At 29.6% G+C, this 24,082-nt stretch carries 34 protein-coding genes and 1 pseudogene; 34 read left to right on the top strand and 1 reads right to left on the bottom strand.

From position 1 onward, the window contains the following. Positions 1-30 precede the first annotated feature (30 nt). The 6 genes from HYG85_RS06455 to HYG85_RS24735 all read left to right on the top strand — a co-directional run bounded on the left by HYG85_RS06455 (position 31) and on the right by HYG85_RS24735 (position 3,104). Positions 31-495 (top strand): hypothetical protein, encoded by a 465-nt coding sequence (locus tag HYG85_RS06455; protein ID WP_212692790.1) that lies wholly within the window; start codon positions 31-33, stop codon positions 493-495. Positions 496-973: 478 nt separating this feature from the next. Beyond that, positions 974-1,252: a CPBP family intramembrane glutamic endopeptidase gene (locus HYG85_RS24740; RefSeq protein ID WP_408647984.1), complete on the top strand. Its 279-nt coding sequence runs from the start codon at positions 974-976 to the stop codon at positions 1,250-1,252. Positions 1,253-1,742: 490 nt separating this feature from the next. Further along, positions 1,743-2,129 (top strand): VOC family protein, encoded by a 387-nt coding sequence (locus tag HYG85_RS06445; protein ID WP_212692788.1) that lies wholly within the window; start codon positions 1,743-1,745, stop codon positions 2,127-2,129. A gap of 127 nt (positions 2,130-2,256) precedes the next feature. Next, on the top strand, positions 2,257-2,577 hold the full coding sequence (locus HYG85_RS06440; RefSeq protein ID WP_456300828.1) for a hypothetical protein: 321 nt from the start codon (positions 2,257-2,259) through the stop codon (positions 2,575-2,577). Positions 2,578-2,760: 183 nt separating this feature from the next. Then, positions 2,761-2,901 (top strand): GrpB family protein, encoded by a 141-nt coding sequence (locus HYG85_RS06435; RefSeq protein ID WP_212692786.1) that lies wholly within the window; start codon positions 2,761-2,763, stop codon positions 2,899-2,901. An 11-nt stretch (positions 2,902-2,912) separates the two neighbouring features. Next, positions 2,913-3,104: a GrpB family protein gene (locus tag HYG85_RS24735; protein WP_212693712.1), complete on the top strand. Its 192-nt coding sequence runs from the start codon at positions 2,913-2,915 to the stop codon at positions 3,102-3,104. A gap of 472 nt (positions 3,105-3,576) precedes the next feature. Here the strand turns inward: HYG85_RS24735 and HYG85_RS06425 are convergent, their stop codons facing one another. Then, positions 3,577-4,503, bottom strand: a complete 927-nt coding sequence (locus HYG85_RS06425) for an IS110 family RNA-guided transposase (RefSeq protein WP_212693711.1) — start codon at positions 4,501-4,503, stop codon at positions 3,577-3,579. A 365-nt stretch (positions 4,504-4,868) separates the two neighbouring features. Here HYG85_RS06425 and HYG85_RS06420 point away from each other — a divergent pair, with 365 nt between their 5' ends. The 28 genes and pseudogenes from HYG85_RS06420 to HYG85_RS06285 all read left to right on the top strand — a co-directional run bounded on the left by HYG85_RS06420 (position 4,869) and on the right by HYG85_RS06285 (position 24,041). After that, positions 4,869-5,627, top strand: a complete 759-nt coding sequence (locus tag HYG85_RS06420; protein ID WP_212692785.1) for a hypothetical protein — start codon at positions 4,869-4,871, stop codon at positions 5,625-5,627. Between the two features lie 141 nt (positions 5,628-5,768). Then, positions 5,769-6,245 carry an ASCH domain-containing protein gene (locus HYG85_RS06415; protein ID WP_212692784.1) on the top strand — a complete coding sequence of 159 codons (477 nt, stop codon included), beginning with the start codon at positions 5,769-5,771 and terminating at the stop codon, positions 6,243-6,245. A gap of 368 nt (positions 6,246-6,613) precedes the next feature. After that, positions 6,614-7,177 (top strand): DUF4240 domain-containing protein, encoded by a 564-nt coding sequence (locus HYG85_RS06410; RefSeq protein WP_212692783.1) that lies wholly within the window; start codon positions 6,614-6,616, stop codon positions 7,175-7,177. Positions 7,178-7,435: 258 nt separating this feature from the next. Next, positions 7,436-8,200, top strand: coding sequence for a nucleoside phosphorylase (locus HYG85_RS06405; RefSeq protein WP_212692782.1), 765 nt, complete (start codon positions 7,436-7,438; stop codon positions 8,198-8,200). 416 nt (positions 8,201-8,616) lie between these two features. Further along, a complete protein-coding gene (locus tag HYG85_RS06400; RefSeq protein WP_212692781.1) occupies positions 8,617-9,057 on the top strand; it encodes a hypothetical protein in 441 nt (146 codons plus the stop codon). A gap of 79 nt (positions 9,058-9,136) precedes the next feature. Then, positions 9,137-9,319, top strand: a complete 183-nt coding sequence (locus tag HYG85_RS24355) for a hypothetical protein (protein ID WP_244971290.1) — start codon at positions 9,137-9,139, stop codon at positions 9,317-9,319. A 221-nt stretch (positions 9,320-9,540) separates the two neighbouring features. Continuing rightward, a complete protein-coding gene (locus HYG85_RS06390) occupies positions 9,541-9,870 on the top strand; it encodes a hypothetical protein (protein WP_212692780.1) in 330 nt (109 codons plus the stop codon). A gap of 449 nt (positions 9,871-10,319) precedes the next feature. Then, entirely contained in the window at positions 10,320-10,787 is a 468-nt protein-coding gene (locus HYG85_RS06385; protein WP_212692779.1) for a hypothetical protein, read from the top strand. 501 nt (positions 10,788-11,288) lie between these two features. Next, positions 11,289-11,960 carry an SMI1/KNR4 family protein gene (locus tag HYG85_RS06380; protein ID WP_212692778.1) on the top strand — a complete coding sequence of 224 codons (672 nt, stop codon included), beginning with the start codon at positions 11,289-11,291 and terminating at the stop codon, positions 11,958-11,960. A 24-nt stretch (positions 11,961-11,984) separates the two neighbouring features. Then, positions 11,985-12,635 (top strand): flavin reductase family protein, encoded by a 651-nt coding sequence (locus HYG85_RS06375; protein ID WP_212692777.1) that lies wholly within the window; start codon positions 11,985-11,987, stop codon positions 12,633-12,635. Positions 12,636-12,728: 93 nt separating this feature from the next. Continuing rightward, positions 12,729-13,194: pseudogene (locus HYG85_RS06370) on the top strand (HXXEE domain-containing protein). A 247-nt stretch (positions 13,195-13,441) separates the two neighbouring features. Then, positions 13,442-13,984, top strand: a complete 543-nt coding sequence (locus HYG85_RS06365; RefSeq protein WP_212692776.1) for a hypothetical protein — start codon at positions 13,442-13,444, stop codon at positions 13,982-13,984. 388 nt (positions 13,985-14,372) lie between these two features. Then, entirely contained in the window at positions 14,373-14,879 is a 507-nt protein-coding gene (locus tag HYG85_RS06360) for a hypothetical protein (protein ID WP_212692775.1), read from the top strand. A gap of 83 nt (positions 14,880-14,962) precedes the next feature. Further along, positions 14,963-15,244 carry a hypothetical protein gene (locus tag HYG85_RS06355; RefSeq protein ID WP_212692774.1) on the top strand — a complete coding sequence of 94 codons (282 nt, stop codon included), beginning with the start codon at positions 14,963-14,965 and terminating at the stop codon, positions 15,242-15,244. A 79-nt stretch (positions 15,245-15,323) separates the two neighbouring features. Then, entirely contained in the window at positions 15,324-15,845 is a 522-nt protein-coding gene (locus tag HYG85_RS06350) for a flavodoxin domain-containing protein (protein WP_212692773.1), read from the top strand. A 433-nt stretch (positions 15,846-16,278) separates the two neighbouring features. Next, positions 16,279-16,479 (top strand): SdpI family protein, encoded by a 201-nt coding sequence (locus tag HYG85_RS24730; RefSeq protein ID WP_212693710.1) that lies wholly within the window; start codon positions 16,279-16,281, stop codon positions 16,477-16,479. 49 nt (positions 16,480-16,528) lie between these two features. Beyond that, on the top strand, positions 16,529-17,011 hold the full coding sequence (locus HYG85_RS06340) for a GNAT family N-acetyltransferase (RefSeq protein WP_212692772.1): 483 nt from the start codon (positions 16,529-16,531) through the stop codon (positions 17,009-17,011). Between the two features lie 366 nt (positions 17,012-17,377). Continuing rightward, the gene (locus HYG85_RS06335; protein WP_212692771.1) at positions 17,378-17,965 is read left to right on the top strand and encodes a hypothetical protein; all 588 of its coding nucleotides are present in this window, start codon (positions 17,378-17,380) and stop codon (positions 17,963-17,965) included. A 207-nt stretch (positions 17,966-18,172) separates the two neighbouring features. Further along, positions 18,173-18,883, top strand: a complete 711-nt coding sequence (locus HYG85_RS06330) for a peptidase MA family metallohydrolase (protein WP_212692770.1) — start codon at positions 18,173-18,175, stop codon at positions 18,881-18,883. Positions 18,884-18,914: 31 nt separating this feature from the next. Next, positions 18,915-19,415 (top strand): GNAT family N-acetyltransferase, encoded by a 501-nt coding sequence (locus tag HYG85_RS06325; protein WP_212693709.1) that lies wholly within the window; start codon positions 18,915-18,917, stop codon positions 19,413-19,415. Positions 19,416-19,660: 245 nt separating this feature from the next. Then, positions 19,661-20,275: a DUF6199 family natural product biosynthesis protein gene (locus HYG85_RS06320; protein WP_212692769.1), complete on the top strand. Its 615-nt coding sequence runs from the start codon at positions 19,661-19,663 to the stop codon at positions 20,273-20,275. Positions 20,276-20,324: 49 nt separating this feature from the next. Then, on the top strand, positions 20,325-20,738 hold the full coding sequence (locus HYG85_RS06315; protein WP_212692768.1) for a hypothetical protein: 414 nt from the start codon (positions 20,325-20,327) through the stop codon (positions 20,736-20,738). 134 nt (positions 20,739-20,872) lie between these two features. Continuing rightward, the gene (locus HYG85_RS06310; RefSeq protein ID WP_212692767.1) at positions 20,873-21,418 is read left to right on the top strand and encodes a GNAT family N-acetyltransferase; all 546 of its coding nucleotides are present in this window, start codon (positions 20,873-20,875) and stop codon (positions 21,416-21,418) included. Between the two features lie 30 nt (positions 21,419-21,448). Continuing rightward, positions 21,449-21,688: a class I SAM-dependent methyltransferase gene (locus tag HYG85_RS06305; RefSeq protein ID WP_212692766.1), complete on the top strand. Its 240-nt coding sequence runs from the start codon at positions 21,449-21,451 to the stop codon at positions 21,686-21,688. A gap of 330 nt (positions 21,689-22,018) precedes the next feature. Next, positions 22,019-22,600, top strand: a complete 582-nt coding sequence (locus HYG85_RS06300; protein WP_212692765.1) for a nucleotidyltransferase family protein — start codon at positions 22,019-22,021, stop codon at positions 22,598-22,600. Further along, positions 22,593-22,736, top strand: a complete 144-nt coding sequence (locus HYG85_RS06295; protein ID WP_212692764.1) for a hypothetical protein — start codon at positions 22,593-22,595, stop codon at positions 22,734-22,736. The genes HYG85_RS06300 and HYG85_RS06295 overlap by 8 nt, the downstream gene beginning before the upstream one ends. Positions 22,737-22,809: 73 nt before the next feature. Next, the gene (locus HYG85_RS06290; protein WP_212692763.1) at positions 22,810-23,289 is read left to right on the top strand and encodes a GNAT family N-acetyltransferase; all 480 of its coding nucleotides are present in this window, start codon (positions 22,810-22,812) and stop codon (positions 23,287-23,289) included. 23 nt (positions 23,290-23,312) lie between these two features. Then, positions 23,313-24,041, top strand: coding sequence for a hypothetical protein (locus HYG85_RS06285; RefSeq protein WP_212692762.1), 729 nt, complete (start codon positions 23,313-23,315; stop codon positions 24,039-24,041). The last annotated feature ends 41 nt before the right edge of the window (positions 24,042-24,082 follow it).

Genomic DNA, 24,082 nt, shown 5'->3' with positions numbered 1-24,082 from the left:
ATAAGCTTAAAGCGAAGGAGAAAATTTTTTATGGCAGGATTTTCAATTGTATTACTAGGGTTCATATTTATAATTATAGCAAGTGTTGTAGGAATATTTATAGTATTTATATTACCGCTAATTATAAATTTTATTATTATTTCTAAAGAATTAGAATGGCGAATGAAAAAGATTTTTAAGATGTGGGGTGGAATGCTAGGGGTACAGTTTCTGACATCACTGATTATGATAGCAGTTGCCTTAATTATAGATTTATTTATTCCATTTGAAACATGGACTAATACTACATATGGATTTTTAGGAATGCTAATTTCATCTGTCTTTAGAATAATACCAATTGCATTACTAATGCTTCTATCACTATTATTATATAGAAGGATTAGTATGGAGAAACCTACTACTAAAACATACATAGCATTAGGTGTTCAGTCAGTTTTAATGTCTTTTAGTGCAAATGTGCCAACATTTATTGTTTTTGCATTAATGCAATATTAAGGACTAAGATAAAATAATCTACATTATCCACCACGAGGGTGGTATGAGCGGAATCACTCTAAGGAGCCAGGACGTCGTGAAGCCAGAAAGTTAGACGACATCTGCTAATTACATGTATGAGTATAAACAGGGAAGAAATAGTATGAAGTGTGAGAGTAGAAAAATATTAATAATATCATTGTAGTTTATGTAATTGTACTTTTAGAACCCACAATCCATGGATATAGCTCGCTCCACTCAAATTATCAATTTATACTGGCTATATTAGAAAGGTTAGGTGGTATTTTAATCTTGTGGTATGTCATGTATAAAGATGACTCCAATTTACAGCGCTTTGGGTTATCATTTAGATTTATAGATATTTGCATAGTATTGTTTTAATTTTACTATATTATTTAGGTAGCTATTTTGTAAGTATCCTAATATATTATATTGCTCCAAGTTTTTATAATATTCAACCTAAAAATAAAGATCTAAAATAACGGTTTGGTATGTATTATTAATGGTTATAAATCCTCTTTTTGAGGAACTGATAGTTCGTTCCTTCTTTATCGAAAAGATAGAAGCACTTACTAATAGTTCATTAGTTGCTATTATCTTAAGTATTATATTACAGCTCCTTCCACATATCTATCAAGGATTTATAGCACTCATTTATTTAGGAGTAATGTTTACTATATTTTCATTATACTATATTAGGTATAGAAGAATAGTACCAGTTATTTTAGCACATATTTTTTTGATATTATTGCGATGATTAATTATGGCGGCTAAGCCCTGTCGGGGCGGCGCACACATTAGCACTTATTTAGAGCATGAGCCTCTAAGGTGCTGAGAAGTCGGAAATAAGGGACGTTATAAGAAAGTAACTTATTCATGTCAGGAGATTTCTTTGGGGTCAAAGATATTAATTTTAATTATTATGGTATGGTTCTTATTTAATTTAGTATTAAAAAAACTAGGGTAAAGTTACGAAGCTGAATGAGTCAATATCATATAACAATGTATTTCCATTCGTTCGGATAGGGGTCTCACACATCCCACCGACAGTCATTGAATTAGCACTTATTCAGGGCATAAGCAATTCCTTCTAAGGTGCTGGCTGGGACGTCGGAAATACAGAGACGTTATAAGAAATTGCCTCATTCATTTCAGGGTATTTCTTTGAGATGAAGATTATTTAGTACATATAGCAATTCACATTTGTAAGATATAAAGATTATTTATATTTAAGGAGGAGGGAAAACATGAAAAATTATGCTCAAGTTTATGTGAAAAATAGTTTTGAAGCTGCAGAAATGTATTGCAAAGCTTTTGGTGCAGAAATTACATTTGAAGTGAAAAATGATGACAAAACTGCTTATGCGCATTGTGAATTATCTGTAGATGGTGAAGGATTTTTAGCATTAAGTGAAGCAGCGAATCCTTGTGACGTAAACATAGTTCACAAAGTGAAATGGGAAACTATGACGTTTAATGTTTTTGAGATGGGAAGCGAAGAAGCGGTTTGTAACGCCTTTAATATTTTGAGTAATGGTGGTGTTATTATTAATCCAATTCAGGAAGTGCCATGGAGCAAATGTTGTGCGACTGTTATAGATAAATATGGAGTGTGTTGGTGGATTGCAATTTGATAAACCTAATGAGCATAATCTTTAGTTTATAATATTTATTATATTATACAGTAAAAAGAAGAAGACTAGAGAGATTGCTTCGAAGCTGAATGAGATAACTTCTTATAACAATGCACACAAGTTCGCTTTGACTATAACTAGGGATAAGTTAAAGAAGAAAATAGAGGAACTAACATGTAACTCATTGAAAAATAGAATTACACTTTTCTCAACATGGTATCATAAAGGAGGAAGTCAACAAAGGGGGAGAGCTTCTATAGTTCTAGATGGTATTGAGATATATGAAGCTATACAGTCCGAGAATGAAGTATTTAAGGCGTTAGCACTTATCAATCGAAGATTCGGAAAAAGAAAATTGAAAGATATAAAAATTGAAGAATTAAAATATGAGTCTAATAAAATTTTGTTTCAGGCAAGGTGTGAAGCAGAGGGAATTAAAATAATGTAGTTGAATATCAGCTTCCATGGGGAACATCTTCTAACAAAATATTTCCGTTTGCTACACATATCTCTTAACCGGGTGAAAGCACCGTCTACGAAGAAAGGCTCTGAGGTCTGGTTCAGAGCCGTGGGAAATACGGAAACGTTAAGTCACATAAATTAATTTTTGTGAATAAAAGGAGATTTATTGATGGCTAATCCAGTAATTATTGAATGTTATTCCTATAAATGGATAGATGAATTTAATGATATCGGATATAGAATAAGGAAATCTATGGTTGATACAGCAATAAGAATTGATTATATTGGCTCAACTTCAATTATTACTTAGATGCTAAACCTATTATAGATATTCAAGTTTTTGTTAAATCTTTTAACCCATTTGAAAAAATTCAAAGTCTCTTGGAGAATATAGGCTATAGATATAGAACTAATAATATTGAATTGACAAAGCGTTATTTTAGAGAACAGGAAGGTCATAAGAGAACACATATCCATGTTAGAATAGATGGGCGCAAAAGACAGCTTTACTAATATAGTTATCACTAAGTAGACATATATGACTTTGCATAACAGCCAATTGATGACATCAATAGAGCCAAGAGGGAGTCGACGTCGTCAATTTACTTAATGTTATAAGAAATTATCCCATCATTACAGAGCATTTTTTATAGATCTTTAAATTAAGATTTATGCACGATGCTATAAGTTTCAATAAAGGTGATTTTAATAATGGAGCCAGCTATACAAAAGTCAAGTAAAAAATGAAATAAAAGAAGAAAATATTGAATAGATAAAAAAGAGCATCATAAATAAAGGTACTGCTAAGAATACCTAAATTATATTGTGAGTTATGTAATGTATATAAAATCCTCTTTACTGTTAAGCATAGCGAAAATGGTATTTATCATGTTTTTGGACACATTACAAAGTGCAGAATTATGATGCTTGCCTTGAAGTTTTTTCTTATGATATTTCTGACGGAATTGATTGTTCTTGCCTTTTCCTACACACGCAACACGTGTAGCTGTAAGATGGAAGTTCTGAGGTATTTAGAGCCACGTTTAGATATGCGACACCGTTTACCTTTGAACTCTCCTGATTCATAGATGGAGGGATCAAGACCGGCAAATGCTAATAGTTGAGAAGGTGAACTAAAGCGTGAGATATCACCGATTTCACCAATGATAGAAGCACCAATAACGTTACCAACACCTGGTATAGTTGTTATAAAATCAAAATCAGCCATTAGAGCATCAAGATGTTTATCGATAATAGCAATCTGTTTGTTGTAGTGATTGATGTCATCGATGATAGACTCGATAAGAAATGAGTTGGTAATAGAAGTATCACCAATTGTTTTTTTAGCAAGATTTTTGATTAATTGAGCAGCAGAAAAACGATCCCCCTTGATTTTGATAAAGCTTTCAAGTGTGTCAAGATGCATACGAGCAATCTTAGCAGGAGCTGGATAAGAAGAGAAAAGATTCATAGCCCACTGAGAATGCTGTTTGAAGTGTTTGATAAACTCAGGGAAAGTAATCTGGAGCAATCGAGTGAACTCCATTTTGGCCTTTGCAAGGGTATGAAGTTTATCTAGACGTAATCTAGATAATGACTTAAGTTCAGAAGTCGTGTATAGTGTAGATATATAGGGTTTGAGATGCGTGAAATTATGCATGATATATCTACAGATTGCAAGGCAGTCAAGTTTATCAGTTTTTGTGTTTCTTAGTGAATATGCCATTCTACTGTGGTGGGTTAGAACGGGGTTAATCATATACACGTTGAAACCGGCAGAGTGCAAGAAGTCACGGATGTTACTGGAGTAAATACCAGTTTCTTCAAGCCCTATATGGACGTTATCAAAAAGCTCCGTATGGGAAGAAATTTCCGTATGGAGTTTTTTAAATCCAACAGAAGAGTTTTCAATAGTAAAAGACTATGAAAGGATTTCACCGTACTCTGAAATAATAATTACATCATGTTTTTTTGAAGCGACATCAATGCCAATAAAAAGCATGTTAAGACCTCCTAGATATATTTAAACATTGTGCGACCACAAACTAAAATTCGGATGACCTTGTAAATGAAACGTCAAGCGTTAACCAGCTAATTTATCCTTTGAATAATAGTTGTGGGTATACCCTCCATTCAACGGTCGAGCCGTAGGTAAAACATGGAATACTCCACAACGTTTATCTAAATATTATATAGGAAAATAATATAAAACAGAAATAAGAAAGGAGAGTATACTGATGTATCAATCTGATATGTTTAGTATACAAGGTAAGAAGGATGAATAAATTATTATATATTTTAATAGCTTTTATTTGTATAATTGTAGTATCATGTAGTGCTATTAATAAAGAAGAAATTGAAACTTTGGATAATAAATTAAAAAACTTAGAAGAAAAGTATGATTTATTTTGTCAGAATCATGAGAAAACTATTGGCGAATATAATAATTTGATAAAGGAAGTTCGAGAATTAAATGAAAAAAACTTAGAACTAAGAAATAAAAATAATGATTTAGTGTATGATTATACTCAAATGACTAATGAAATTGGTGAATTAATAAAAGGTAAACAGGATATTGAAGATTATTATAACAATATTATATTAGAGGTATATAAAGGAAAAATAGATAGTGAAAAAGTAGTAGAGTTATTGAATAGGTTCGATGAAGATACAGTTAAAAAAAACGATGAAATTATAGGCTGGACAGTTGTTAATTATTATAAAGATAGTGATTATTGTGAAATAATTTTTCAAGGAGATAAAATTATAAAAGGTAAATTAGAATTTTACCGTAATGTTGACACGTATTTATTTGAAACTCAAGAATTAGAAAAATTACCAATTCCTTATTATAGTAAAGTTATTGAAGGAATGGGACTAGGGATAGTTAATTTAGATGGATTGTTAAACGAATTAGGTGACAATTTTTATAATGGTATTGAAGTAGCTTTGAGAATAAAAAACTGTACACATTTCCAATCACCAGTATCTAATGGAATAAATGTTGAGTATACTAATTTAGAAAAAATATATTGATGAATATTCTTTCTATATAGTAAAAATCATAATAGATTGTTAAAAGCTGATGAAAGAAAAATTAGTGAAGCTATTTTATATAGTAAAGTTTATTTATTTAATTTAAAATAGTTATAATAGAACTCAAGGGAGATAGCAGTAATGGAAAATAAAAAAAATTCACAGAAAATAATGAATTTGTTTTGGGAAAAATTTTTAAAGAAAACGGGTAGATATGAAACAACAAGATACTTAGAAGTATTTCACTTTGAATTAACTGAAAAATTGGCGAATGAATTATTACGGTTGGTGTTAATTGGGCAAAAACAAGCTACAGCTAGTAGTTTATGGGGGTATGAAATTGAAGGTGAACGTGTACCAGAGGTTGGTGATCTAAGTATCGTTGCTGATTGGGAGGGTGTACCACGTTGTGTTATTGAAACAACTCAAGTAACAATAATTCCATTTTCAGATATTACTTATGATATTTGTAAACGTGAAGGTGAGGATGATACATTAGAATCTTGGCGTGAGGGACATATTCGTTTCTTCAATGAAGAAGGTAAGGAACTTGGATATGAGTTTAAGGATGATATGCCAGTAATTTTTGAAGATTTTGAAGTAGTATATCAAGTATAGATATTATGACAAACATAATTATAGTCTTTAATATTATAGCCAAAACATAATTTTTATATGAACATACGAAACGTTAAGAGACATAAGCAATTAGGTTTGATATCAATTTTGATATATAGGAGGATAACAATATGAATTTTGCTCTAGGGTTATGCCCTCAAACATCCTACCACCTAAGCGCGTCGTGATAGTCATCGCATTAGCCCTTAATCAGGGCATGAGCGATTCTCCTTCTAAGATGCTGGAACGTCGGATACATTAGGTAACAGATAATACTATTTATGTGAAAAACAAAAGATGTAGAAATAATATTAGTTATATTAGGACATCATAATAATAATTACATAGATTATTTGGAGGAATAAATTATGACTAAATCAAATACGCACTCTATATTATATTTTTTGTCAGTATTAATAATTGCTTCTGTAATAAGTTGTAGCAATAAACAAGATAAAAAAAGAAAATCTAATAATTTAGTTATGGATGAAAATGAGTTTTGGAATATAATATCAATGTTTAATTGGAAATATGAAGGTGATGAAGATAAAGTCCTTAATAGTGCTATTAACTATTTATCTGAAAAATCTAACGAAGATATTTATAGATTTCATGATATACTTTCAAGATTGCTTTATGATTTAGATGGAATTGAATATGCACAGAACATTGGTACATATTCATATAAGAATAAAAATAGTTATTTTTCAGTAGATTGGTTTCTGTATACTAGGTGTGTGGTAGTTGCCAATGGTAGAGATTATTATTATAATGTTATTAATAACCCTAAAGAAATGCCTAAGGATATAGAATTTGAGGCATTGTTATATATTGCACACGAGGCTTATGAAAAGAAAAACAATAATGAATTTGATTATATATCAGAATATAATTTTGAGACATTTAGCAATAAGGGTAAGTGGGTACAATAGGAACTAATGGGCTGACTTAATATAAACTCTTAAAGTAAGTATATATTTGTAATAGGTGGCTATAGGTTATTTCAGTATTATCCAATCGCCTAACAAAATATTTCTGTTCGCTACGCACATCTCTTCACCAGGTGCAAGTACTGCCTACGGAGAAGGGCTATGTGAGTCCAGTTCAGAGACGTCAGAAACAAGGAACGTTATGTAAAACTTCAAACCTAGGCTAGTAGTTGTAAAGTTAATTATTGAGAAGGAGAGCATATGAAAAAAGAATATCCTATTTTAGAATTTGATAGTAATACAAAATCAGTAATTGATCCAACAATATTAATTAAACCAATTGATATTCCAATTAAAGCAGTGATATGTTTTTTTAATGATGTTTTGGAAGATTTAAGGGTTAAGGGAAAGGTTCGTTTGATTCAAAACATAAGAACAGAAATTGGTCCTAATCCAATATATGAACTAGAGTATTTAGGTGAAAAAGTGACCGTTTTTCATCCAGGGGTAGGAGCACCACTTGCAGCAGGTATGTTTGAAGAAGTTATCGCATTAGGAGCTAGGAAGTTTATTGCATGTGGAGGAGCTGGAGTTTTAGATGAAAAAGTTGCAGTAGGGCATGTAATAGTACCAACATCAGCTATAAGGGATGAAGGGACATCTTATCATTACATATCTCCAAGTAGAGAAATATCAGTTGATAAAGTTGGTGTAGAAGCAATAGAAAAGGTTTTAACTAAGCATAAGTGTAAATACATTCTATCAAAAACATGGACAACAGATGCAATCTATAGGGAAACTTATGATAAAGTAAAACTAAGGAAAACAGAGGGGTGTTTGGCTGTTGAAATGGAATGCTCTGCTTTTTGTGCAGTTGCCAATTTTAGAGATGTTATATTTGCACAGATACTATATGGAGGAGACCTAGTTGATTGTGAAGAATGGGATGCAAGAGATTGGAATAATCAAACAGAGATTAGGGAACGCATTTTCTGGTTAGCTGTTGAAGCGTGTTTAGAGCTTTAGACTCACTTGAATTATGTGATGGTTTCCGGTTAGAAGGATTCAGATTGGAAGTTTGCTCAAGATATTTGCCTGAAGTTAGCAGATAATGATGATGCTATAGTAAGAGCTAATGCCATTTTTGGACTGGCTCATATAGCCAGGACTAAGCAAAAACTAGATAAGAGAGTGGTAAAGCCTATTGTTTTGAGAGAACTCAGATACAATTATGTGAACCGATCCACGATTCTTGATGCAATTGACGATATTAATTTCTTTATGGAATGGTCATTAGCACTAAAGGAATACAAAAAATATAGATAGGTATGACCTAGAGTCGGCTCAATGGGGACGACATTAATGTTTTCTAACAACATGATAAGGTATGTTAAAGGAAAGAATAGACTAGTTTAAGGATGTAGTGGAAGAGAGGTTTTGCTATGTTGTCAATTGAACTAATTGTTGAAGTAAATAGACAGGATTTTTTTGATTCAATTGAAGAATTATCATTTAGTAGACTTATGAATGCAGAAGCTTCAGTTGATATTCGAGATTGTGTAATGATGGATAACTATTTGGTTTTCGCACTCCGACTTGGCTCTAAATCACTAATTAAGTATGGACTCTCATATATAGTCTATCGAGAGATCGATCAGGGAGTTGAGTTAATTGAGATTTTCTATGAAGATGATAGTTTTATACCTCATTCATCGGTTTGGTCAGCATATTGGATTCTGAATAAGCTTGGTAAGTATAGATATATTGATATTGAGAAAGACACTTATAAGAAGCTAGAGCCATCCTTTGATGATGCTTGCTCAGTTTTTTATAGTGAGCAACTAGACGAGCGTAATTCTCGAGTTTTTGATATGGATTTCTAACTGGTCCTTGTAGGTAGATTAGAGTATCAGAAGATAGAATAGGCACTAGATGTAGGTTTTAAATAAAGGGGGAAGGAATATGTTATTAGACGAAAAAGTTATTAATATGGAAAAGAATATGTGGGAAGCATTTTCTAATGGTGATTCAACTACATTTGCTCAACTAGTGTCTGATGAAGCGATAATGATTTGTGGAGGATATAAGACAAGTGGAACTGAATATGCAAAAATTATAGAGCAAATTAGATTACAAGATTATTAAGTGAGTGATTTTTTTGTTAAAGAAATTAGTGCTAATACTATTTTGGTAAACTATCTTGCTAAAGTTAAATGTCCAGACCCAAGCATATCTGGAATATTTAGGGTATCATCTCTTTGGGTTAACGATAATGATAAGCTGAAACTATTATTTAATCAAGATTCAAGAATTGGGTAATATTATTTACTAGTTTTTAGTATGAATTTGATAGGGGTGATGATAATTTGAGAATAAGTATTACATCAGTATTTGATTTAAGACCTGATAAATGGGGGTTGAGAGGTGACCCATATCTATGGGATGATATAAGAGAAGAGTTTCGTGATGTATTTCTACCGTATGATCAGGCTCAATTTATTAATGATATAGTTAGTCTTTTTGAAGAGAAAACTGGTCAATCTATAGATAATGAAAAAAATGTATATATTGAAAAGTATGCTTATGGTGGTATGTCAAGTGGAGGTATAAGCCCTGAATTTTGGAAGAGACAAGCCATTCCTTTATTAGCACATCGACTCAGGGAAGTTAATATGATGTATGAAAATATAGAATAGACACATTTGACTAAATTTGTTAAGGCTAAGAGCTTTTTGAGTTAACTGATAATAGTACACTAAATAAAAAATAATTAATTGGGTGTATTATGAAGATTATATAATACGAACTGAAAGGTTGGAACATATATTAAGTATTTTAAGGCAAATAAGAAGTTATCAGAGTGTCTTGAAAGATTTTGTGATGTTGAAATTTTAGATGATTTTCATTAACCTGAAGATGATGGTAGTAAGCATAGCACTTTAGGAACACTATTTGAATAGCATTTAATTATTTGCGAAGATAAGGTAATTTAATTACAGTTTCTAGTGAATTGGCAAATAATAAACAAAATATTAGTTGATACATAAAATTAAATTAAATTTATTATAACTGACATATAATTAGAGGAGATTTTTTCTAGATATTATAAAAAGGATGATGATATTTAAAAAAAGGAGGTAATATAGTGGAATACGTAAAATTTAGTTTACTATTTATTTTTAGTCATGTGGTAGCTTATACATTTGCAGGAGTTATAGCACTAAAGGTAAGCAAAGAGATTTATGAAAACAAAACCAGACATTGTGATTTCTTAAGAGATATGTCAAATAAAGAAGAGAGTATGTATGTTTCAAAGTGTTTTTTACCAGCTCAAATTTTAAGAGGATTTCTGATGTCAATTGTTCTATTGCCAATATTGAACAGTCTATTAGAACTATCATTTGTATTACAAGTAACCTTTTTTTGCAGTCTAATGTTTATTTATACCCATATTTCTGCTGTATCACCATTCATTGATAACATAGAAGGATTTGTATACTTTAAAAAACAGTATATCAAGAAGAATATAATTGTAAAATTTCAATTAGAAATGGTTATGTACAGTATTTTATTCAGCCTGTTTTTAGGAATATTACTGAGGATTACATATTAAGGATTTTTCTTGATTTTACAAATTGAGATGCATAATGAAAAGATTTCAATGTACGTCTTAAATGATATAAAGACATCTATGACATAAGTGTTGTAAACATTTATTCGTTAAAAAGTGTTGTTTTGCAAATTATTACCAGAAAGATGTATTAATGTATGAACAAGAAAATAGATTTATTTAGCTATGGATTAGCTCTTAGGTATTAATTAATAATGAGCGAATTATTACGCTTGTATCATATAACAAATATTTCCGTTCGCTACGTACCTTCACTCTCTTTAGGGAAAGCAATGAGGGTCAGTGTGAACGTGATTTATATCAAGATGTCTGTAATATATGCTTTTTGCGAGAAATAAACTATTAAATTTTAGTTAAAGCTAATTGCATTTGATAAGGGAGCAAAGGGTTCTGTTTTAGTAAACATTAAGGATAAATTTTGTGTTAGAGAAATATACGAGACGTTAGAAGACATAACTGTACTTAATAACAAGGAGGAGTTTTATGCCAAAGTTAAGATGTATTTGTGGCTATATATTTGATTTGACGCCTATTCCAGATGAAGGCTATGTCGTAATACGCAATTATGATTATGAACGGTATATTGAAGATGAGGTTTTTCGGGACAAGAGTCACTTAATATCTAAGGATTCAGAAGAATGTGGTAAGCTAATAGAAGCTGACAAGTTGGTGGTTAATTTGAGTGGAAGTTTATATGAATGTCCTGATTGTGGTTCATTGATCTGGCATAGAAGTAATAGTACTTATAGTTATTATGATTTAAGAGTAGGACGGAGAGCGTATAAGTTTGATAAGTTGAAGGCACATAGTGAAGAGAATATTGGTTCTGGTGTAGAACTGGTTAGAATCCGTGATTTAGAGAAGAAGTTGAATGTTAGCTTACCTGAGGATTTTGTAGCATATCTACAAGAGATGAATTATGCAGAGATACATGGTGACCCCATTTACGGGATTCATAATGATATGCCCTCTATAGATATAGCCGAGCAGAATATAGGGAAGGAACATTTTCGCTATGGATTTCTAGAAATCTTTTGCAATGATATTGATGGTACCATTTTTCTTAGACCTGATAATGGCAGAATATATAATGCATCGTTCCAAGAACCAATTGCAGATAGCTTTAAGAAGTTTGTAGAGATGCTTCTAATGTGAACCCAAATAAGGAGGTAAAGTATAATGGATTTTGAACATAGTAATATTAAACCAGATTATTTTAAGGAAAATTGGGAAGGTAAGTGGAAAGTATTTTCTTGGTTGGAATTTGTATGTGCAATACCACATGTTATGTTTATGGTTACAACCTTTAAGGGAAATGGACTACCTAATGCTTCATTTCAGAGTTGGTCGAGTTTTACTGGAGAAGGAGATAATTACTATGTTATAATGTCGGGTATAATGAAACATACCCATACTTATGAAAATATCAAACGGAATAAAGAATTCTGTATCAATTTTTTGAATATAAAATATCTTGACAGTTGCTGGAAAACAATAAAGAAGCATGATGTAGATATAGATGAAATCACATCATCGGGATTCACAGTTGAGAAATCAAAAGCAATTACTGCACCAAGAATTAAAGAGAGTTTCTTAAAACTTGAATGTGAATACGAGTGGGAAAAAGAACTTTGTCCTAATAGTTTTAATATCACTATATGTGGTAAAGTGAAACATATTTCTATAAATGAGAATTTTGCAAAAGTACAAACTAACCAAAAGTACGGAAAAGATAGCTTTATGTTTAATCTTCATAACCCTCAAAATCCCTACACAGGTGAATACTTTGGAGGTGGAGTTGGTACTATTGAATATCACTGTAAAATGTAAGTAAAGGGCATGGCGAGTCCAGTGAGAATTAAGAAATAAAAGACGCTATATATAAGTTACAGCTAACTTAAATAAGTTTATTATTTAAGTTGGATTTTCCCGTTAACAATTACATTACATAATATTGAAGAGGCCTTATGGTTACCAAGTTGGTCTCAAAAAGTGAAGCGGTATCATAAACCAGTAGGTAAAAATGAATTCTATTTTTGCATTGATATGTATAACACTCTTAGCATATTTATTTTCATTTTTATATATGCTTTATGCTAATAATGGAATAATTAGATATGTGTATTTTGGTTTTGTTGGAGCAATGATACTGAACGCAATTTTTCTGCATTTAATTGCTACAATAGTATTAAGGCAGTATGCTCCTGGGGTAATAACTGGAATATTACTTAATGTACCGTGCTATAGTCTATTAATATCTTTTGCAGTAAAAAGTAACGTTATATCATTGACTGAAGTTTTAGTCTCTACAGTAATAGTTGGTGGTATTATGCTAGCTATACTACCTATTTTATTTAGAATAGGACGAAAGGTAGTAGATTACATATAAAATCTTATATGAATATTGAAACAAAAAAATAATATGGCAATTGATATAAATTTAGTCACAAATTTTGTTGTAGGTGTATTATTAATTGTTATTGGCAATATTATGCCTAAAAGTAGGAGGAACAGTATTGTAGGTGTACGTAATGTTTGGAGTATAGTGATATAACTTGGGCAAAAAGCAATCAATAAAGAGGATAATACTAAGTAAATTTAATGCTTTTTTCTAAAGAGATAGGAGAGGAATTAGTATGAAATTTAAGAAATATACAATAATAATATGTTTGGCAATAATAATACTTGTGTTAATATTTATAAAAAATAAACGCTCATCAGATGAATTTGAATTTTCGCTTGTATTTTCAGTAAATGGAGATGATAAGATTTCTACATTTGACAATAGTTTTCGAGTGCATACTGTTGATGGTATTAAAGTTATTAATCTAGAATTAACTAAAGAGGAAAAAGATAAGGTTAAAAGATTTATAATAGATAGACGGATTACAAAGGAAAAAGGTTATATTGGAAATAGTAAAGGATTAGTTATAAATCCATGTGAAAAATGTACATTTAATTATACATTAAATGGTAAGGAGAATACTATTAGTTGGACAACTGAAAGTCTTGGTCCATATTCAATAAATGTAAATGAAGGTAAGATAACTCCTTTAGAAGGAAATGAAGAAAATTATGAAAAAGTAAGAAATCTCTTTGATCTTAGGAAGTTAATTGAAGATATTATTTACCAGCATAAGGAAACTGATGGGTTACCAGAACATGTTCAATATCTATAAAATAGGTGGGTTATAGGTCATGTAACAAAATATTAGATGAATGATAAGCTTCATATCTTTTTAAAAGAACTTATAGAAAAAATAATGTATAATAGGTGATGTTTCTCTAATGTGATATAATGATTCTATTGAGTACTGAAAATAATTCAATAGACATGGTTATCAATATTCATATACCATTGTAGAATTTATTGTTACAGAGTTTGGGTATGATAAGTTGTAGGAGTTTATTCAATCACCAACTATGTATTTAGAAGTTTTTGGATTAACAAAAAAATCAGTTACAAGAAAAATTCATAACCTATCTTGGGGAGAAGTATCTATAACTAATAGTTTTACAAGATATCTGGTTAGTGACTCACTAACCGCATAAGGAGGAACATATAAATTGACATCATTTAAAAGAGATAAGTGTAGGATTACAATTTTGATAGGTATGATATTATTGGTTGTTACTTCAACAGTTGCCATATGGGCTTACAATCAAAAATTGAAATTGGAGCAAAATCAATTGGAGCGAGATGTACAAGCAACGTACATGGCTATGAATTTGCTAAATGGGGAGTTAAAACGTTATCAATATATGTATGATAGAGGGGATATTGATGAAGTCTCATTGAAAGAACATCAAGATATGATAAGGGGAATCTGTAATACTACTATGAAGATAAGATATGCCTCTCAAATGTCTAATATCAGAATGATTACACCAGAATCTCTAGAAGATGTTGATGATGAATCTTATCAAAAGTATTTGAAGATGTCGGATTATCTCTCTTCAATTTTCGAGGGAAGACCTGAATCAGAAAAGTATGAAGGGGAAGAAGTTGAATACTTCTATAATATTTATATTTCTGATGAATTCAAGAGTTCCATTGAACAAATATTGAGTTAGCACTAGAGGTTTAATAGCTTCCGTAATTAATATATATATATCAATTAGAAATATTATTTGATGGTTGTTTCTTTTATCCAGTATTGAATGAAGAATATGCTACTGAGATTGCTTCAAATTGGAACACTAAGGATGCAATATCAGACTTCATTGGTATAGTATTGAAGTTTGAGATTGATGATAGCTACGTCAGTAAATTTAAGGTAGAAGTGGTTGGAGGAAATATACATCAAGAGATGTGGGTTCCAGCGGAGGAATTAAATGAGTTTAATAGCCATATAATAGGAGAGATTCAAGTAAGTAAGACATTTTATGGCGATAAGTATCAAGGAAAGACCATTGAAGAACTGTTAGGCAACAGATAATTTTGTAAACTTTTATACTTCTTTTGACGCAGAGATACAGTGTATTTTATTTACATATATAAACTAGGAGGTTGACATTATGAAGACTATAGTAGTATTTAAGTCTAAATCAGGCTTTGTTAAAAAATATGCCACATGGATTGCAGAAGAGTTAGAAGCAGATCTATTGGAATATTCTAAAGTTACTATTAAAGAACTTGAATCTTATGACACCATAATTTATGGCGGTGGATTGTATACAGTCGGTATAAATGGAATAAAACTAATTACCAAAAACTTAAATAGATTAAAAGACAAAAGAATAGTTGTTTTTGCATCAGGTGCAACTCCTCCTAGAAAAGATGATATAGAAAAAGTTAAAAATAAGAATTTCACGAAAGAACAACAGAAACAACTACAATTTTTTTATTTGAGAGGTGGGTTCGATTACAAAAAACTTAACTTAGGGGATAAACTTCTAATGAAAATATTAAAATGGAAGCTGAAAATGAAAAAAACATTAATGCCTGATGAAAGAGGAATGTTAGCTTCATATACTGTTCCTGTAGATTTCACTAAAAAGAAAAACATAGAGGAAATTATCTTATATGTGAACTCATAAAATTTAAGCATATGGATTAAATCAAGTATTTATTTCATACATTCTTCTAAGGTTGAGAAACGTCGTGAACACGGAACGTTATCTAACAACATGAATATTAAAAAAGAGTTTGATAAATATTGTGATAGGAATTTCTTTAAAAAAGGTGTAGAGGATTCTAAATGCTTCTTATTAAGGTTTATCACGAATGAAGCAACATTTTGGATTGAGGGTAAGTTCAGAACATGTAAATACAAAGTTAAATTATAAAAAATCAATAGCTATTTGAAAATGTTTTTTAATAGCTATTGATTTTTTGTTTTTACATATTATAATCTATTTAAATAAAATTTTTAATAGGTGGTGGTTGAATGGGCTTGACTGATACCTTTAAAGTGCTGTCAGATCCCTTAAGGCGAAACAGTATTGTAGGTGTAAGGAGACTGTTTGGAGTATAAAAAGTGATATAACTTGGGCTAAAAGCAATCGATTTGGAGGAATCTCTCTAATTATATCAGGATTATTTATAATCTTAGAATCCGCAATTATTGGTGGTTTAAAATCTACTATTATAATGCTTACAATCATTATAGTAGATGGTATTGTTTTAATGATATATTCTTACCAAATTTCTAAAAAATATTGTGAAAAATGATAACACGAAATAAACATTACGTTGAGCAGAATCGAAATGAGGTGTTTAAATGAGCGAAAGTAAATGGATAGTGAAAAATGCAACTTTAGATGATGCGGAAAGATGGTTTTCTTTAACAGCTATTGTACAACCAGATTTTTGTAATATTGATTTAATAAATGATGATAACTATCGTTCTGCAATGATAAAGAATATGAAGAGAGGAACAGCTATATATGTGGAGGATTATATAAGAACTGATACACCTATTATTGGTGCTATGACATATTCACAAAATCAAAATCATATTAGTTGGCTTGCAGTACATCCAGATTATAGAAAAAGAGGAGTAGCCTCTTCACTGATGAAACATATGTTAGGTGAATTGGCTAATGCCAAAGAGATACGAGTTAAAACTTTTTTGTACGATGATGAGTATGGAAAGGCGGCACGAAATTTTTATAAAAAACAAGGATTTGTAGGTAAAGATATATTGATGGAAGAGGAAGGATATCCACATCCTGTTCAAGTATTTGTTAAACTACTAGAATAATATATGGTTCATTAGAGTATAACGGAATTTCTACAGATGAAAATGGTGATGAATATGGCAATTATATGGTAACTATTTTACATTCAGAAACTGGCACGCCTGTGGAATATAATGATTATCCTGATTATAGCTTTAAGGTAATTATTACATTTAATAATGGAGATGTCTATGAATATTAGAAAAAAGTTAGAGAAAGACTCCAAAGCAGAATAAATTTAAAGTTATATAATATCGATAAAGTCTTATCATTATTAGATTTAAAATTAAGTTTTAAGGGACTTGTGTAATGGATATTATTACCTTATAATACAAGAAATGAAAAAGCATTAGATATGAGATTGGGAAAGAGAAGATTGGAGTGGTTTGATGAATAGTATTATTATAGTTGAGGGTGCTCAGGGAAGTGGAAAGACTACTGTAAGTAATTGGATAAGAGAGAATAAGGTGTATACTAATTTATATAGGTTAACAGGGCACAATGATAATAGTAAAAATGGAAGAGAAAAGTCTATTAAAATGTATGATGCATTGATGGATTATGTCGAGAAACTAGAAAATAGTGACATAAATTTATTGTTTGATAGAACTTTTATTACCGAGATGGTATATTGCATGTGTGGTTATAGAAAATATATGTTTGCAGATAAAGGAAAAGAATATATTAAGAGATTAAATGAGCTAGGCAGAAGGGGTAATTTTGAAATAGTAATTATTAACCTAAAGGTAAGTGATGCTGATAAATTTAGGGAAAGGTTTTTAGAAAATGATAGGAAAGATAAACCTAGACACTTAAGTATAGAGTTTAATGTAGATAATAGTATTAAACAGCAGGAAAGCTATGAAATTATACTGGAGTACATAAAAAATACGTATAAATACATTGATGTAATTGATATCAATACTGATAAAGAGAATTTTAGAGATATTGTTATGGATAGGTTAAAAGATGAGTGAGTAAGAAATAGTATAGGTAAGTAATTTATATGCTGATGGTTTATATTCACATCTCACTTTGATGTGGTATAATGGAGAAAATGATGATATGAATAATGGCTTTTAGGGTTCAATTTTGGAAAGTAGGCAACAAGAATAATTAATCTGATGGATATTATAGATACAGAACGTTATGTGAAGAATAATAATTTAAAAGGAGAAAATCAAATGGATAAAAATATAAAAGGTAATTACAAATTAAATCTGAGTAAAGAAACTAAACAATTTATAATTTACTATGCTGAAACAGATAAGAGTTGTATTGAAAAAGTTTCATATATGCTTGAAGATAGCTATGATAGAATTACTAATAGATTTAATCAAAAGCTTGAAAAAAAATTAGTTGTTGAGATTTATTCAGAACATACTGAACTACTTAATGCTTTAGGATTTCCTAATGCACCTAAATGGGTTAGAGGTGGAATTGGAGTTGGTAAGATTTTAATTGCGTCACCATTAAATCCACCATATGGTACAGATTTTGATGGTGTGGTAAATACTGCGGTTCATGAGTTCGTTCATATAATTGTAAATAAAATAAATAATAATATACCTAGATGGTTAAATGAAGGGATTGCCTCTTATGAAGCTAAAGATAATAATCCAGAATGGATTATAAAGACGATTAAAAATGGATTGGAAAATAATAATATTCCTAGATTTAAAGACTTAGATACTGGTGATGATTTTGAAACTTTTTTCAATAGAGATGGTTATCAATATTCATATACCATTGTAGAATTTATTGTTACAGAGTTTGGGTATGATAAGTTGAAAGAGTTTATTCAATCACCAACTATGTATTTAGAAGTTTTTGGATTAACAAAAAATCAGTTACAAGAGAAATGGATAACCTATATTGGGGAAAAGTATCTATAAGAATTAATTAGGTTAATTTCTAAAAGGGGGAATAATTATTATTACAACAGAAAGATTAAATCTAAGAACATTTAAATTAATTGATAGAGATTTTTTATATGAACTAGATAATAATAAAGTTGTTAATAAGTTTAGATCAACTGATGAGAGAACTATGGATTTTTGTATTGAGCAAATTAATAATTGGAATTCTAGATATAACAATGATTTACTCAATGTTTATTTAATAGAACTCCGTGAGAATAAAGTACCAGTAGGACTAATATTCCTTGTAAGAAAAGATAATAACCGTATTGAACTTGGTTATAGGTTATTGGATATACATTGGGGAAGAGGTTATTGTAGCGAAGCTTGTAATCTATTATTAATAGAATATTTTAAGAGAAATAATGATAATGTATATGCTGAAACTCATGCTAAAAATATTAACTCAATTAAGTTATTAAGTAAATTAGGTTTTGAAGAGATAGAATATAGTTGGGAGTATAATTGTAGAGAATTTCAATTAGAGAAAACTCAATTCAGCATGTGATTACAATAATCTTAAAGAACTCAATTATTTCCATCTGTTCGGGAAGTATATTCTTTTAGGTATATCTCACATATTCTAGTACCTAAGTCAGTCGGGACAGCCATCGTATTAGCCTAGTAAAGAAAATTATAAAATGATAAGTATAATAGAATAGATGGCAAAGTTTCTTATAGTACTAAGTAGATGTTTATTGAGGTTAACAGATAGTAATATAAATGTGATTTTTGATGTATCAGGAGGATTTAATGAAAGTAAAAATAATAATGGTTTTAGGGATTATATTGATATTAACATCTTGTTCTTATAGTAGTCCAAATATGGTACGATTTAATGGGAATAAATATAAATTAAAATCGAATGATTCTAATGGTAGATTATATAGCCGAGAATTCGGAAGCATAAGTGCAGGGGAATCTTATGATTTGATTATAAGAGAAAAGGACGATAGAATAATTATAATATATAATTATAGAGAATATATAATTGATGGAGATAAAAATAATTTTTCTGTTATATATCCGAATAATGTAGAGATATCCAGTGAATTTAAGCAAGGGGTAATAACTGTAAGTGGAGATGTAAGAAGAATATTAGATTATCCACCAATTGATGAATTTAGATTTTTTTTATCTAATCAAGGGGGGAGGTTTGATGGATCTCAATTGTTATTTGGTATAGTATTATTTATACTAGGTGTTATATCAATTGTGAGTCCAGAAACCACATGGTTTTTGAATAGAGGATGGATGTATAAAAAGGCAGAACCAAGTGAACTATATTTAACACTAGTTAAGATAGGTGGAGTTATTGGTTGCATTGCAGGTATTATATTTTTATTTTCATCGTGTTCATCTAGTTAGTCTTATAAATATATATTAAAGCACAAATTTTATAAGGAGGATAATAGATATGGGATTCATAGCTATTTTATTAGCTGTTTTTAACATAATAATAATGTTTTTGAGAAGAGTGTATTTGCATCCTGATACAATTAGTTTTTTGGTATTTGTCTTAATAATTATTAATATAGTGTATTTGGTAGTATTGAGAAAAATATCAGGTGTATATGGAGTTCTAAAAAAATGGTTTAAGGGTGATAAACTTGAGATTGATGAATGGAATATATTATTAGTTAACACTAGACAACTATTAGTTGTTAATTATATTTTGAGTTTTATTATTTGGATAGTTATATTCATATGTAATATAATAGGAATCAGAATTCCTTTAGGGTTTGCAACATCTTCATTACAGATAGTTATATTATTTAATGGTATTATTTTGGCACCTGGTTACATACAAATACAAAGGAAAGTTAAGTAATAATCAATTCGTCAGTTAACAATATATTCCCTTTGTTTTGCTTGGGTGTAATAAACTTAACGACTACAGTCTGTTATTATAAAGTAAAATATAGAACGTTAAATGAAATTACTGACATGGTGGTGGATTATAAGATGATTAGAATTATAAGTGATAGATTACTAATTAGAGATCATATTGAAGAAGACCTGAAAACAATGCACGAATTACTTTCTAGTGAAAAAACTATGTTCTATTTACCAGAAATAAGAACTAAAAATCTTAACGAATCAAAAGAAAACTTACAAATTGCTATTGATGAGGCGAGTTCTACTAATAGAAGTAAGTTTTTCTTTGCAATTACGGATAGATTTACTAATAGTTATATTGGTGAAATTGGATTAACAAAATTAAATGAAAATAAATATGGTAACGTAATGGATTTAGGTTATTTTATAAAAGAAATATTTTGGGGTAAGGGGATTGTGACAGAAGCTTCTAAAGCTGTAATTAATTACGCATTTGAAAATCTTAATACTATAAAGATTGAAACAGGCTGTATTGAAGATAATAAAGGTTCAGAAAGAGTAATGATTAAATTAGGTATGATAAAAGAAATAGACTATAAAAGGCAAATAGTGTTACATACGCAACTTTATGATAGAGTTAAATATAGATTATTTAAAGAGGAATGGAAATAATGAGTTTTATCATTTAACAATATTTAATATATGTTAATCGGAGATGAAGAGAATGGACCATATAATTTTAATAAAAAGGCTAAAATATTAGATTGTGCTGCGGGAACAGGGATATATTCTTTTGAGTTAGCACATGAAGGACATGAGGTAACAGCATTAGATTTAACACCACGACATGTATCAATAATGAAAGATAGAATCGTATATGATACAAAATGGATTAAAGGTACTAGATCATCTTGCATCAGATGGAATATCCCCTTTTATTAGTGATAAAATTGACGCATTGACTGAGAGTGAATTTAAAGTATGGTGTGATTATCATTATTCTGTTTGTAGAGAAAGAAGTATTTTAGGATCAAGTAATCATTGTTTAATTATTGGTAGAAAATAAAGATTTACTGTTAAGTAAATCTTCTATCTTGAAAGAATTTTGACGTATTTTACTTATTACTAATACTCAAAGAATACAAAATGAAGAACCATTTAATTGGTAGCCAATATCTTTTATAACCAGAAGAGTTATATTATGATAAGGAGTATGGATATGTTTATTATTAATATACACAAAATATATAAAAAGCTGAGGTGAAGTTAAAAATGTTTGATACTTTAAGTTACATAGGTAAGAAACTTAATGAAGAAAGTATTGTATGGGGTATTGGTGCTTCTATATTATTAAATAATTATGGTCTTATAGATAAACCTAACGATATTGATATTCTAGTAGATATTAAGAATATTGAAAAATTGGATTTAATTCTAAGAGAAATTGGAGATAAAAAGACTAGGGTAAAAACAGATACATATTCTACAACTTATTTTTATGAATATGTAGTAGATGGATTTGATGTTGATGTAATGGCTGGATTAAAAATTAATCATGCAGACGGCATATATAAATATGACTTTGATAAAAATTCAATTACAGATATTAAGAAAATTAATGGAGTGAATATTCCATTAACTTCTTTAGAGGACTGGTATGTAATATATCAATTAATTCCTAACAGAGAGAAAAAAGTAAATATGATAGAAAAATATTTATTAACAAATGGAATAGAGAATCCCGCTTTTTTAGAAAAAGCATTAAGTAAAGAGTTACCCAAATTAGTAAGAGATAAAATTGAAGGAATATTAAAATTGTATGCTAACATACTTGAAAGGGTAAAAAATGAATGATAATAAGGGAAGCTTTATAAGTTATTCAAAAGACCATATTAGTATTGTAGAAAGAAGTATTAAATCTATAAAAGATGAGTTGTTAAGTGATGCATTTGAAGAAAAAAATCTAAAAAAGGAATTAGTTGAGGAATAAGACAATAGATCGTAATATTATGTAAGCTAATGGTTGTTATTAATAAGTTATAATTATTGTTAGGGGAAATATAATGCTTAAGTATAGAAAAATAGAAGAGAGTGAAATCGAAAATAAAGAGTACCATAGAATGCGATATTCTTTATGGCCACACCACACGGAAAAAGAATTACTAGATGAGATGGAACTAATACTAAAAGGAAAGAATTTTTATAGAAATGAGTTATCATGGACAGTTTTTGTTGTTGTACGCGAAAATGGAATGTTAGGTGGGTTTATTGAAATAACAATATATCCAGAGTTAGACTTTTGTGATTCAAAACCTGTTGGTTACATTGAAGGATTGTATATTGATGAAGATCTGAGAATGCAAGGTATTGGTAGAAATCTTGTTAAAGTAGCAGAAAAGTGGATTAAAAGTAAGAATTGTAAAGAAATCGCATCAGATGTAGAATTAGAGAATATAATAAGCCAAAAAGTACATATTGCTTTGAGGTTCAATAAATCTCATATAAAAGATGAATGTATTTTTTATAAGAAGTTTTTAGTATGAGTGAAAATATTATGGAGGAACTTATGAAAACAAATACAACAGCGATGATACAAGAAGCAAATCCCAAAAAATGGAAATCTATATATAGGATTACAGGAATTCTTATAATAATCATGTTAATAATTATTCCAGTACAAGTTATAATATTCGCTCTTTCTCCTCACCCAAAAACTGTTGAAGGGTGGCTAGAACTATTTGAAAATAGTTGGATTTTAGGATTAGTTCATTTTGATATATTATATATTATTAATAATGTGATATTAGCTGTTATATATTTTTCTGTTTATTTAACCTTAAAAAAGAGAAATCTGACATTGATTACATTAGCTTTAATACTTGGCTTTCTAGGAATAGCTTCATATCTCTCATCCAATAAAGCAATTGAAATGTTATTTATAAGTAAAGAATATTATTTGGCATCCAGCGATATACAACAAAATATATTATTATCCTCAGCTAAAAATATGATATTAGAGTGGAAAGGAACCGCCTATGTAATTTACTATATATTAAATTGTATAGCACTTTACCTTATTTCAATTTCTATGTTGAACAGTTCTATTTATAGTAAATTGATAGCAATTGTTGGATTGATTTCAGCATTTTTTATGATGATTCCAGCAAATTTCGGCTATATAGGTATCATTTTTTCTTTAGTATCTTTAATTCCTTGGTATATTTTTTGTGTATTGTTGGCAAAAGTATTTTTTAAACTTAGCAATTGTAATCAGAAATCAGAGACTATCACATAATAACGAAATTTTATAAATTAAGTAAGTATACGTCATATAAC

The sequence above is a fragment of the Vallitalea guaymasensis genome (assembly GCF_018141425.1).
Classification (GTDB): domain Bacteria; phylum Bacillota; class Clostridia; order Lachnospirales; family Vallitaleaceae; genus Vallitalea; species Vallitalea guaymasensis.
This window is presented reverse-complemented; position numbering and strand designations above follow the sequence as displayed.